Origin of the sequence: Pectobacterium sp. PL64 (assembly GCF_022477975.1) — a bacterium.
In the GTDB taxonomy this organism is placed as follows: domain Bacteria; phylum Pseudomonadota; class Gammaproteobacteria; order Enterobacterales; family Enterobacteriaceae; genus Pectobacterium; species Pectobacterium jejuense.
On the sequence record NZ_CP092070.1, the window covers coordinates 793,844 to 806,475 of the forward strand.

The 12,632-nt window shown below is 55.2% G+C and carries 12 protein-coding genes; 7 read left to right on the plus strand and 5 right to left on the minus strand.

Annotation, left to right across the window (positions count from 1 at the left end; genetic code table 11):
* Positions 1-27: 27 nt before the first annotated feature.
* Positions 28-579, minus strand: a complete 552-nt coding sequence (locus HP572_RS03410) for a glycine cleavage system transcriptional repressor (RefSeq protein WP_010286503.1) — start codon at positions 577-579, stop codon at positions 28-30.
* 159 nt (positions 580-738) lie between these two features.
* On the opposite strand from HP572_RS03410, the gene HP572_RS03415 reads away from it, so the two are divergent.
* The 7 genes from HP572_RS03415 (at position 739) to HP572_RS03445 (ending at position 7,771) form a co-directional block, all read left to right on the plus strand.
* Positions 739-1,551: an AraC family transcriptional regulator gene (locus HP572_RS03415; RefSeq protein ID WP_205594585.1), complete on the plus strand. Its 813-nt coding sequence runs from the start codon at positions 739-741 to the stop codon at positions 1,549-1,551.
* Positions 1,552-1,627: 76 nt separating this feature from the next.
* Complete coding sequence (locus tag HP572_RS03420; RefSeq protein ID WP_240584780.1) at positions 1,628-1,990, plus strand: cupin domain-containing protein; 363 nt, start codon at positions 1,628-1,630, stop codon at positions 1,988-1,990.
* 214 nt (positions 1,991-2,204) lie between these two features.
* Positions 2,205-3,083, plus strand: coding sequence for a 4-hydroxy-tetrahydrodipicolinate synthase (dapA, locus tag HP572_RS03425; protein ID WP_010286511.1), 879 nt, complete (start codon positions 2,205-2,207; stop codon positions 3,081-3,083).
* Between the two features lie 16 nt (positions 3,084-3,099).
* Complete coding sequence (bamC, locus tag HP572_RS03430; protein ID WP_240584781.1) at positions 3,100-4,137, plus strand: outer membrane protein assembly factor BamC; 1,038 nt, start codon at positions 3,100-3,102, stop codon at positions 4,135-4,137.
* A gap of 147 nt (positions 4,138-4,284) precedes the next feature.
* The gene (purC, locus tag HP572_RS03435; protein WP_010286515.1) at positions 4,285-4,998 is read left to right on the plus strand and encodes a phosphoribosylaminoimidazolesuccinocarboxamide synthase; all 714 of its coding nucleotides are present in this window, start codon (positions 4,285-4,287) and stop codon (positions 4,996-4,998) included.
* A 218-nt stretch (positions 4,999-5,216) separates the two neighbouring features.
* Positions 5,217-5,669 carry a DUF441 domain-containing protein gene (locus HP572_RS03440; protein ID WP_010286516.1) on the plus strand — a complete coding sequence of 151 codons (453 nt, stop codon included), beginning with the start codon at positions 5,217-5,219 and terminating at the stop codon, positions 5,667-5,669.
* Between the two features lie 17 nt (positions 5,670-5,686).
* Positions 5,687-7,771, plus strand: coding sequence for a tRNA(Met) cytidine acetyltransferase TmcA (locus tag HP572_RS03445; RefSeq protein ID WP_240584782.1), 2,085 nt, complete (start codon positions 5,687-5,689; stop codon positions 7,769-7,771).
* A gap of 33 nt (positions 7,772-7,804) precedes the next feature.
* Here the strand turns inward: HP572_RS03445 and HP572_RS03450 are convergent, their stop codons facing one another.
* The 4 genes from HP572_RS03450 to HP572_RS03465 all read right to left on the minus strand — a co-directional run bounded on the left by HP572_RS03450 (position 7,805) and on the right by HP572_RS03465 (position 12,547).
* The gene (locus tag HP572_RS03450) at positions 7,805-8,176 is read right to left on the minus strand and encodes a hypothetical protein (RefSeq protein WP_240584783.1); all 372 of its coding nucleotides are present in this window, start codon (positions 8,174-8,176) and stop codon (positions 7,805-7,807) included.
* A 187-nt stretch (positions 8,177-8,363) separates the two neighbouring features.
* A complete protein-coding gene (gene trxA, locus HP572_RS03455) occupies positions 8,364-9,629 on the minus strand; it encodes a thioredoxin (protein ID WP_240584784.1) in 1,266 nt (421 codons plus the stop codon).
* A 70-nt stretch (positions 9,630-9,699) separates the two neighbouring features.
* Positions 9,700-11,145: a metalloprotease TldD gene (gene tldD / locus HP572_RS03460; protein ID WP_240584785.1), complete on the minus strand. Its 1,446-nt coding sequence runs from the start codon at positions 11,143-11,145 to the stop codon at positions 9,700-9,702.
* Between the two features lie 34 nt (positions 11,146-11,179).
* Positions 11,180-12,547, minus strand: coding sequence for a metallopeptidase TldD-related protein (locus HP572_RS03465; RefSeq protein ID WP_240584786.1), 1,368 nt, complete (start codon positions 12,545-12,547; stop codon positions 11,180-11,182).
* Between the last annotated feature and the right edge of the window lie 85 nt (positions 12,548-12,632).

The following is a 12,632-nucleotide window of genomic DNA, read 5'->3' on the forward strand; positions in this document are numbered from 1 at the left end:
ACTTGCAATAATAATGGCAGCGTTATGCTATTGGGCATAGTTAACGACGCTAATACTGCCTTGTGCGTGCAATTCTGTACATAGCTGATGAAAGGCTGGCTCAATAATTGAGCTATCCAGCGTGGCAGAACTGTGTGCGGCAATCTGAATATACAGCTGCGGCGGCTTGTCACCCTCGGCAGGCTGGGTTTTTGAAACCAGCTCAGCAATGTTTAGCTGGTGAGAATCGAACAAATCGGTAAAGCGCTCGATGATGTGAGGGGAGTCGGCCACGTCAACCTTCACCCAGACGGTAGAAGGCGTTGGCTGGCTGGCCTGTGACTCCGTCCGCTTCATCACGATCAGCAAATCCATCTCTGCGCCTTTGAGCGGCAGGGTGGATTCAATCAGCGTTATTGCGTTCCAGCTACCGGACAGCAGCATGATGAAGGTGAACTCTTTGCCTAGCATAGCAAGACGGCTATCTTCGATGTTGCAGCCACAGCTACTGACGTGGCGGGTAATCGCATTGACAATACCGGGGCGATCGACTCCCAGCGCGGTAATAACCAGATAGTGTTCTTGTGAGCTTGGCAACATCATGCTTCCTGTCTTTTTTCCCATTAATCACATGGTAAACATAAAAAATTGCCTGGAGCAATTTTTAACGCCGCTTGCGGTATATCAGACAATATTTCGTGATTGTGGACAATCCGCGCTAAGGTAAGCATTGGTCATTGGAGATAAGCGCCTTTCATCATGCGACGCCATCAAATAAATAACGACTGGGTAAAACAGGCTCAGCATCCCGCCTCGTTCGAACGAATTGAGGCTTTTTTCCGTGGTCATGGCTACGATCCTCACCGGCACGATACCTATGCGATTGGACGGACGTTATCCGGCGTGCAGCGTTTTCACTATCGCGGCAGCCTGTGCAATAGCGTGCCGGGGGGAACGCTGGTGCTTCATCCTGATGAGATTCATGATGGCGAAGCGGGTTCTGTCGACGGCTTTCAGTACCGCATGATTTACGTTGAGCCTGCGCTGATTCAAAAAATACTCGGTGGTAAACCTTTGCCCTTCATTAACGGCGGTATCTCCAACGATCCACGTCTGTTTACGGCAACAGAACCGCTGCTCAGAGCGATGGAAGAAGCGTTTGATGAGCTGGAAGAAGACGATGTGCTTTACGATCTGGCGCAGGCGCTATCGGCTGTGGGTGGGCAGCGGCATCCGCGGCGTTTATTCGACTATCATGCTGCCGAGCGGGCGCGTGAATATATTCATGATGCCTTTGATAAAACCATTACGCTTGATGAGCTGGCACAGGTGAGCGGTCGGGACCGCTGGAGCCTGACACGCGATTTCCGCGCACTCTTCGGTACGACGCCGTACCGCTACGTCACCATGCGCCGTCTCGAACACTGCCGGCGGCTCATGCTGGCCGGTGGCAGCCTTGTCGATATTGCTGCTCAAGCCGGTTTCGCCGATCAAAGCCATATGACGCGCCATTTCGTGAAGGCATTTGGTCTTTCTCCCGGTCACTGGCAGCGCATGTTCACTGCGCTTTAGCCTGTTTGCACAATCGTTCAATACAATCGGTACTCTGCTTCGCTAGCCTGAGGGCGTCATCATAAGGAGAGACGATATGTATAAATCCATTAATTTTGCCCAAAAGTTAGCGTTATTCGACGATCGCTGGCAGCCGAAAGTGATCGCTGAGATGAATGACTATCAGTTTAAAATCGTTAAAATTCAGGGCGATTTCATCTGGCATTGCCATCCTGAAACGGACGAAACGTTCATCGTGCTGGAAGGCCAACTGAGAATCGATTTTCGTGATGGCGATGTGCACATCAATGCTGGGGAAATGTACGTTGTCCCAAGCGGCGTTGAACATAAGCCTTATGCAGAACACGAAGTAAAAATGCTGCTTATTGAACCCAAAGGCGTGCTGAATACGGGTCATGAAGGCGGCGAGCGGACGGCTGAAAATGATATTTGGATTTGATCGGCTGAGTAAAAAACAACCTGAAACGTCCCGCGAGTGACGGATAAGCCGCAGTAAATGGGCTGCTTTTGTACCAAAACATCAGAAGCATTTTTAATTTCGTTTACTGCGTCATAAAAAAACCTGCGTCAGGCACCTACAACGCCCTTGTCCGCTTGCTTTTGCATAGAAGTCAAAAGTACCATGAAGCACTTGTTTGTGGAGGGGATGGCCAATGTTTACGGGAAGTATTGTTGCGCTAGTTACGCCGATGGACGCCAAAGGCGCTGTCGATCGGGCGAGCTTGAAAAAACTGATTGATTATCATGTCGCTAGCGGTACATCGGCGATTGTCTCTGTCGGCACGACGGGGGAATCCGCCACGCTGAGCCACGACGAGCATGGCGATGTCGTGCTGCTGACGCTGGAACTGAGCGACGGACGTATTCCTGTCATCGCTGGAACCGGTGCGAATGCTACCGCTGAAGGTGTTTCACTGACTAAACGCTTTCATGGCACTGGCGTTGTTGGCTGCCTGACGGTCACACCGTACTACAATAAACCAACGCAGGAAGGCCTGTACCAGCACTTCAAAGCGATTGCCGAGCATACCGATCTGCCGCAAATCCTGTATAACGTACCTTCCCGCACCGGCTGTGACATGCTGCCGGAAACCGTTGCCCGTTTGTCCGAAGTGAAAAATATTGTCGCAATTAAAGAAGCGACGGGGAACTTAAGTCGGGTAAGCCAGATCCAAGAGCTGGTTAGTGAAGACTTCATTTTGCTGAGCGGCGATGACGCCAGCGGTCTGGACTTTATGCAACTTGGTGGTAACGGTGTGATTTCCGTAACGGCGAACATTGCTGCGCGTGAAATGGCGGAACTTTGCAAGCTGGCGGCGCAGGGTAATTTTGTCGAAGCGCGCCGTTTAAATCAGCGCCTGATGCCACTGCATCAGAAATTATTTGTTGAACCCAATCCTATTCCGGTGAAGTGGGCCTGTAAGGAATTGGGACTCATGGCGACCGATACGCTGCGCCTGCCGATGACACCGCTGACCGATTCCGGTCGTACGGTGATGGGGCAAGCACTTAAGCAAGCGGGTTTGCTGTAATCGTTAGGGAGATTTAATGAGTTATTCATTACAAAAGTCGATGGTGGCGAAAGTTGTTGGCATATCACTCGTGATGTTGCTGGCGGCTTGTTCCAGCGATCAGCGCTATAAGCGTCAGGTCAGTGGCGATGAATCCTATCTGAAGGCACCGGCGCTGCACGCGCTGAATACGCCTGCCGGGATGATTTTACCGGTGCAGAACGGGGATTATGATATACCGCCAGTTACCCTGAATGGTGCGGTCGGCAAGGAGCTGGATATCCGTCCTCCAGTGCAGCCATTGGCTTTGTTGAATGGTTCCCGTACCCAGATCTCAGGAGATACGGCAACGCTGTTGTTAGAAAACAGCTCGCAAAACAGCCAGCTCTGGTCTCAGGTTATCCGCGTGTTGCAAGACAAAGCGTTCACCATTGCTAGCCGTCAGGATGCCAGCCAAACGCTGACGACTGATTGGATCTCATGGCCGCGTGAAGATGAAGACGTCCCGTATCAAGGGCGTTATCAGATTTCCGTGCAGCAGCAGGGTTATCAGGTCGCACTGGTCGTGAAACTGCTGGGATTACAGCTGAACGGTCAGCCGGTGACGGCGGGCGATCAGGCTCAGCGCTACACCGGCCTGATGCTGAATGCGCTTAGCAATGGTCTGGATTCTCAGGCAACCGCACGCGAAAACGCGCTGGCAAACCGCACTATTGGTTCGCTGGATGTGCAGAGTGGGGCGGATGACACTGGCTTGCCACTGCTGATTGTGCGTGGCCCGTATACCGTGGTGTGGGATCGTCTGCCTGTCGCGTTGGACAAAATCGGCATGAAGGTTAACGATCGCAGCCGTCCGCAGGGCTCTGTCGCCGTGACGTATCGTGCGCCGAGCGGCGGAACCTGGGATGACCTGGGTGCGAAAAATCCTGAACTGCCTAACGGCGATTACAAATTGCAGGTCGGCGATTTAGATAACCGCAGCAGTCTGCAATTTATCGACTCCAAAGGGCATACGCTAACCCAGTCTCAGAACGATGCACTGGTGGCCGTATTCCAGGCGGCGTTCAGTAAATAACGCATAAGTAAACCAAGGGTCGGATTATCCGGCCCTTCTTCATTCAACAATCTCTACCCGAATTGACGGGCGCTATCGGCAACCGTTCGGGGAAGCGTTAAATATCGGGTCGTACTTGTTGACCCTCACTGTGTGGAGTAATTAAAGATGCAAAAGCTAGCTGAGCTGTATCGTGGAAAGGCGAAAACCGTCTACACCACCGAAGATCCCGATCTACTGGTGCTGGAGTTCCGCAATGATACATCAGCAGGAGACGGTGCACGCATTGAGCAGTTTGACCGTAAAGGAATGGTGAATAACAAGTTCAACCATTTCATCATGAGCAAACTGGAAGAAGCTGGAATCCCAACCCAAATGGTGAGCCTGCTGTCTGACAATGAAGTGCTGGTGAAGAAACTGGACATGGTGCCGGTCGAGTGTGTCGTGCGCAACCGCGCGGCGGGATCGCTGGTAAAACGTCTGGGTATCGAAGAAGGCATCGAGCTGAACCCGCCGTTGTTCGATTTGTTCCTGAAAAACGACGAGATGCATGACCCGATGGTGAACGAATCTTACTGCAAGACGTTCGGCTGGGTGAATGAAGAGAATCTGGCTCGCATGAAAGAGCTGAGTTACAAAGCGAACGACGTGCTGAGCAAACTGTTTGGTGACGCCGGGCTGATTCTGGTCGATTTCAAGCTGGAGTTCGGTCTGTTTAAAGGTGAAGTCGTGCTGGGTGATGAGTTCTCACCAGACGGTAGCCGCCTGTGGGACAAAGAAACGCTGAACAAAATGGATAAAGACCGTTTCCGTCAGAGCCTCGGTGGCCTGATTGAAGCGTATGAAGAAGTTGCGCACCGTATCGGCGTAAAATTAGACTAACTGCGCAATCGTTTACGTTCAGGTCGCCAGTCGGCGATAGGCTGCCGGCCTGAATGTTTTGCCTATTTTCCTCGCGAAAAGCTGCCTTTCTCTTCTCGTCTCTGCCGAATGATTTGCTCACTTGGCCCTGACTTCGATTCCTGCCCCTGGTCCTGATTAATGCTATCATCGCGGTTTGCTTAACGCTCAATCCGACTACTTTCGACAGACTCACATCCATGACCTATCTCGATCCAACATTGTTAATTCTGCTCGTCCTGGCGGGGCTGGGTATCATCAGTCACAACATGACCGTCACGCTGGCGATTTTGGTTCTGCTGGCGGTACGCATCACACCGTTGAACAGCTATTTCCCGTGGGTAGAAAAATACGGCCTGAGCATCGGTATCGTCATTCTGACGATTGGCGTGATGGCACCGATTGCCAGTGGAAAAATTACCGCCAGTGAAGTCATGCATTCCTTCCTGCACTGGAAATCTCTGCTGGCGATTCTCATTGGCGTTGCCGTGTCCTGGCTTGGCGGACGCGGCGTGTCGCTGATGAGCAATCAGCCCTCCGTGGTGGCGGGGCTGCTGGTGGGCACGGTCATGGGCGTGGCGCTGTTTCGCGGCGTTCCCGTTGGGCCGCTGATCGCCGCAGGATTGCTTTCCCTGCTGATTGGCAAGACTTGATTGATCCGGCGCGTGTGATGATGTTGCGTGATTTTCTCCACAGCCAACGCCAGCAGCAGCGATATGGCGTCCGGCGATTACTGGTGCTAAGCGGTGAGGCGAGCTGGTGTGAAGAACAGGCGCTGGCGCTCAGCTGCCAATCGTCTGGCGACTGGCTGTGGATCGGCGAGTCCGCACCTGATTCCGTCACCGCGCTGCCAGCTAGTCGAGTGCGGACGCTACTGGGGCGGGAGTTTCTTCACGCGGTGTTTGATGCGCGCAAAGGCGTGGACGTCGAGGCGCTGGCGATGCTGTCAGGCACGCTACAGGTCGGTAGCTGGCTGATCATGCTGGTGCCGTCGTGGCAGCAATGGCCTACGCTGCCGGATCAAGACAGCCTGCGCTGGAGCGAACAAGAACAGCCGATTGCCACCCCGCACTTTATTCAACATTTTCAGCGCCAGCTGTTGGCCGATGAGGACGTTGTTCTCTGGCAGCAAGATCAGACATTCGTGATTCGTCCATTGGGCGAACGCACTGACTGGCAGCCTGCGAACGGTGAACCGACAGCGCAGCAGCAGCACATTCTTCATGAGCTGAATGTCGCAGAATCTGGTGTGTTTGTGATTACCGCACCGCGCGGACGGGGGAAATCAGCGCTGGCGGGAATGCTGACGCAGCGCAGTCGCGGAGCCTGCTGGATCACGGCACCTTCCCGTGCGGCGGCGGATATTCTGCAACAGCACGCGCATGCTGTTGCGCAGTTTTGGGCACCGGATGCGCTGCTGGCACACTGTCGCCTTCATGGCTCACCCAATATCGACTGGTTGTTAATTGATGAAGCGGCGGCGATCCCGTCTTCTGTGCTCTCCGCGCTGTTGCCGCATTTTCCCCGTATTCTGATGACCACTACGGTGCAAGGGTATGAAGGCACCGGACGGGGATTTCTACTGAAGTTTTGTGCGACGCTGCCGCAGTGGCGGGCGTTTAAGCTGGACGAGCCTCTGCGCTGGGTCGCGAACGATCCGCTGGAACGGGTGTTGGATCGGGCGCTGTTATTTAACGAGCCCGAAGCATTGTATTCACCGCAGCAGCCCGATCGACTGATTCCCTCTTCTGCGCTGGAAAGTCGAATCGAACGTGCCGACGACTGGCTGACGCACCCTGAGCGACTGGCATGGTGCTACGCGCTTTTGTGCAGCGCGCATTACCGTACTTCGCCGCTGGATTTGCGCCGCCTGATGGATGCGCCGGGCATGCATATTGCCAGCGCACAGGTGGCGGGCGAGATGTGTGGTGTGCTGTGGCTCGTGGAGGAAGGCGGACTGTCAGCCTCGATGGCTCATGAGGTGTGGGCAGGACGGCGGCGCCCACGCGGTAATCTGGTGGCACAGTCGCTGGCGGCACATGCGGGTTTATGGCATGCGCCGACGCTGCGTGCGCGCCGCGTGAGCCGGATTGCAGTGGCATCGTCATGTCGCCGACAGGGGATTGGTCGGGCGCTCATTGCCGAACAGATGCGCGAGGCACAGCGACAGGCGCTGGATTATCTGTCGGTTAGCTTTGGCTATCAGCCAGACTTGTGGGCGTTCTGGCAGTCGTGTGGGTTTCAATTAGTTCGCATCGGCAGCCATCTTGAAGCCAGCAGCGGCTGTTACAGCGCGATGGCGATACTACCGCTAAGTGAAGCGGGGCATAAACTGGTGGAGCAGGGAAGCCAACAGCTAGCGCGTGACTGGCGTTGGTTACAGCGCCTGATTCCGCTGAACCTCGCGCTGCCGCAGACAGGAAATGTCGAGCTGAACGAAGACGACTGGCATGAGCTGGCGGGTTTTGCGTTTGCGCATCGGCCGATGGAGGCCAGCTTCGCTGCGATCTGTCGTCTGCACATCCACACCTCGTTGCCGCTGCCTGCGCTACGCTTGCTGGTGGAAAAGCCGGTAGAAGGCGAACAGATAGCGACTACATTGGGGCTGACCGGCAGGAAAACACTTCTGAAGCGCTGGCGCGAAGAAACTGCCGCTGCGCTGGTCGATCTCGATTCGCAGCGGTGTGAGCGCGTGAAGGGCGCTGTAATTTTAACACCACCGAATGACGTATTCGATGTGCCAAGACGGCCATAGGGATACTCAATTGGCACGTTGAGTATGGGCGGATTACTGTGTCTCTAACAGTCGGAAAATCAGCGGGTTTTTCCCCTGTTTGTCAGAATAGTCGGCAATTAACGTGAGGTCGGTCTTTTGTTTTCCAGACCAGAGCTGACATTCCACTCTTTTGCGCTGAGGTTCGGCGTCTGTTGCGTAGCTGCACAGAGGAACCCGGCCTGTTTTGTCGGGGGTAAAGGCAACGTCATAAGGTGGAATGGTCAAATCTGCCAGGTTTTCCCCCGCGCTATCCAACTCCTCAAGAATCTCTTCGTAAATCGCAGGGTTCACACCAAAATCCAATAACGTCGCGGGATCGCCATGTTGGATGCCCCTTAATAGATCGCCCGCAAGCCGATAAATATCATCTCTGTCATCCGTCATCTCTGATGTCCTTATTTTCGCAACAGTCCGACTTTGCACCATCGGGTTCGAGCGGCGAATTCTAGCAGGCTTTGCCCGTTATCGCTTGAGATGCTGCCAGAGATCGCTTCTGAAATGCTGGCGGTAGTGGGGAGGAATACTGGTCAAACGATTGATGCGTCTCATCCTTGAGACGCAGGCTACGGTGTTAGTCTAACTGGAATTTGAAAGCAGGCGCGCGGCGCAGCAATTCCCACAGCGTTTCTTGCAAGCGGATTGTCTGCTGCTCTAACAACTGCGGATAGCGCTGATAAAAAGCGTCCTCTTTCGCTGAAAAATCTGGGTTCTCCTGAAGCCATTGTTCACGTAGCGCAGTAATTTGCTCATCCGTGAGTTGCTTGTTGGGTGTTGCTTCTTCCTGTTTCTTAAACCAGCGGAAGCGTTCGTCAGGCGTTGCCCGTTCTTCTCTGCTCCATCCATCGTCAATTTGCAGGATCTGCGCCAGCGCGAAGCCGAGAGTGGTACTCACGCTTTGCCAGCTATTCGCGTCGGACGCAGCAGGTGGCGGCGATAGGCTGGCAATGATTGACGCAATGTTTTTTTCCAGACCAAGTTCACCAGAGGCTTTCTCCTCCCAGCTGATCGCCTGCTGATGCAGTGTCGTCCATACGCTTTCCGCTACGGTTTCACCTGCCAACAACCGCGAAATCGCGCTAATCCACTGTTGGCGCAGGCTGTCTACCGTGCTATCTGCCAGCCAGTCTGACCACGGATTGCCCGCGTCATCTAACCACTGCTGTAGCCATTGTAGCGCGACGCCGTCTACGGCTTTTCCGGGAGCGATGGCGGCAAAGAGGGCGTCAACCTGCGCTGGCGTGGTGCTCGGCAGTTTTTCCAGCAGTAGGCCGAGTGCGGCTGGCAGTCCACTGATGCGTTCGAAGATGTGAATGTCAGCACTGTGCGCCAGTACCGCAGAGACCGAGCCCTTATTGTCCTGCCAGTAAGGGGAAAAGGCGTGTTCAATATCGCCGTTTGTCGCATGCTGACTTAGCCGCTGGTGGAGAAAATCGCGTAGCGACGCATCGCCATAGAACGCCCCCCACGTCACGCGGGTATCTGCCAGCGGCTGGACGGTGTTCTGTATCGTAATCTGGTGTGATTCCAACCAGCCGCGTAGCTGCGCCAGCGTTTTTACGCCGATTTGCCGGGAGATTTCCTGCCCGTTTTTAAACAGCAGCAGCGTTGGAATGCCGCGAACGCCAAAACGTTGCATCAATGCCGGATATTGCTCCACATCCAGCTTGGCAACGGTCAGATTATCTGGCGTGTTATCCGCGATGGTATCCAGCAGCGGTGCCAGTGTTTTACACGGCTGGCACCAGGGGGCCCACAGGTCAAGCAGAATGGGCTTGTCGTTATGATTGAGTAATTCCTCCAGCGAGGTATCGCTAGCAGTGATAATGGCGTCGGACATGGTGTCTCCATTCAGAGAAAAGTCGTAAGTAAATAAACAAGGCGCGAGCTATGAACCGTAACGACACGGCTTATTGCGAGCCGCCTACGGTCATGTTGTCGATGCGAAGCGTTGGCTGGCCGACGCTGACGGGCAGGGATTGACCTTCCTTGGTACATGCAATATTGCCGTCATCCAGCGTCAGATCGTTGCCGACCATGGCGACGTGCAGCAGCGCTTCCGGTCCGTGACCAATCAGTGTCGCGCCCTTCACCGGACGGGTGACGCGCCCGTTTTCAATCAGGTAGGCTTCCGTGGTGGAGAAGACATACTTCCCGCTGCTGATATCCACCTGCCCGCCGCCGAAGCCGACGGCATAGAGCCCGTTTTTGACAGACGCTATCACTTCTTCGGCGGGGTACTGTCCTGCCAACATGTAGGTATTGGTCATACGCGGCAGCGGCAGCGTGGAGTAGGACGCCCGACGTGCGTTGCCCGTTAGCGCGGTATTCATCAATCTGGCGTTGAGACTGTCCTGCAAATAGCCACGCAGGATGCCGTTCTCGATGAGCGTCGTGCACTGCGACGGCGTGCCTTCATCATCCACATGCAGCGAACCCCGACGATTCACGAGCGTGCCGTCATCCACGACGGTAATACCCGGCGCGGCAACCCGTTCACCCAATAAGCTGGAAAATGCGGAGCTGCCTTTACGGTTAAAGTCACCCTCCAGCCCGTGTCCGATGGCTTCATGTAGCAGAATTCCGGGTGAACCTGCACCGAGGATCACGCTGTAGGTGCCTGCGGGAAACGGGCTGGCATCCAGATTATTCAGCGCCTGATCGACTGCCTGATTAACCCAGTGGCTGACTGTTTCTTCGGTAAAAAATCCATAATCGAGCCGCCGTCCGCCACCGCTGGAGCCATTCTCACGGCGACCCTGTTGCTCGACCACCACATTGATGACCAAATTCACCAGCGGGCGAACGTCGGCGGCGAGTTGGCCGTCATGTCGGGCGATGAGAATGGTTTCATGCGAGGCGTTCAGATAAGCCGTGACCTGCGTTACCCGTGGATCGCGGGCGCGAGCCTGACGATCGATAGCCAATAACAGCTGGCGTTTATGTTCTTCTGTGACGGCAAGCAAAGGGTTGTCTGCCGGATAGAGCGTCGTGGCGTTGGGCGGTAGCGATGCGGGTAACGCCACGCTGGCGTTCTGCCCCTGACGGCTGATTTCTCGTACGGTACTGGCGGCCTGAAGAATGGCCTGCGGGCGCAAGTCGTTGGTGTAGGAGAACGCGGTTTTCTCACCGCTAACGGCGCGGACGCCAACGCCCTGATCGCGGCTAAACCCCGTCGGGCGCACAATGCCGTTTTCTACCTGCCAGCCTTCCTGTTGGCGGCGCTGAAAATAGAGATCGGCATAGTCCACCTGACGCTGCATGATGTGGTTCAGCGCATGCGATATCTCCGCCGTTTCCAGCGAAAATTCCGATAGCACCGATGAAACTGATGTCGTGGTGGCGTGTATTGCCATGATGGTGATCCTGTATCTGTGACGCGATGGGGGATTACTGCCCGGCGATCTGCATCTCTTCAATCAATAGAGAACCGCAGGAGAGATTGCCCTGCGTGTGGATGTCCGCGCCGAGCGCCACGCATTGCAGGAGCAACGTTTTCAGGTTACCTGCAATGGTGATCTCTTCGACCGGATACTGAATGTCGCCGTTTTCGACCCAAAAGCCTGCCACGCCTTGAGAATAGTCGCCCGTCATGGGGTTCAGCCCGTGCCCCAGCAGCGTGGTAACCAGCAGCCCTGTGTGCATACGGCGCAGTAGCGTCGGCAAGTCATCCTCGGTGTGCTTCTGGCTGCTGCTAACGCTCAGGTTATAAGCCCCACCGGCGTGTCCAGTCGTGGTTAGCCCCAATCGTCGGGCGCTGTAGCTTGAGAGAAAATAGCCTTGTGCGATGCCGTCGTGGATGACATGACGCGGAACTGCGGCGACGCCTTCGGTATCAAAACAGGCGCTGGCCAGTGCGCCAGAAATAAACGGGTTTTCATACAGGCTGAGATGTGGGGCGGTGATGGTGTCGCCGAGGCACTTCCCCAGAAATGATGTGGAGCGATAGAGCGCCGCGCCGCTTAGGGCGTTGACCAGATGATGAATTAAACTGTGGGCTACGGGGGCTTCAAATACCACCGGGCAGCGGCGGGTTGACAGTTTTCGTGCGCCTAACTGCGCGGTTGCGCGTTGGGCTGCGGCTTGTCCGATCGCTTCCGGCGCGGCCAGTCGTGAAGGTGAACGACCAACGGTGTGCCAAAAACCTTGCTGACGCTGCGTGGCGCTGCGGGCAATCGCATGGCTCCACAGCGTGTGCAGCGATGTCGGGTAGCCTGCGGAAAAGCCAGCGGAGTTCGCCAGAATAAAGTCACCCTGCTGCGAGGTGATTTCCGTACTTTCGCTGTAACCGTGTTCGTGCGTGGTATTGGCGGCTTGCTCGGCACGCAATGCCAACGACAGCGCTTGCTCAACCGTCAGCGCGTCGGTGCTGTGTAGCGCAAGATCGTAAATATCACGAGCGAAATGCTGTGGTTCCGGCAGGCCGCTACAGGGATCTTCATCTGCGTATTTAGCCAGCGTGCTGGCGGCGTCAACTGTATCCCGCAAGGCTTCGCGGCTAAATAAGGTGGAGGACACACTCCCTGCCCGCTGGCCGAAGTAGACCGTGACGGACAGAAAGCGACTTTGGTTTTGCGTCAGTGTATCAATATCACCATTCCTGACGCGGATCGTACGGCGGTTTCCTTGCGAGACGCTAACAACCGCCTGACTCGCGCCTTTAGCGGCCGCGAAGTCCAGCACGTCACCGGCCAGCGACTGAAGGGTGTCGATGTGTGGCGTAGCAAGAACGGGGGATTCATCAAGAGAAGGCATCATTGGTATCCATGTGTGGCAGTGTTCTACTCATGATGTGCAACGAGAAAAGAAAAGCGTCAGCGTGCGGCGAAACTTTTTTATATGT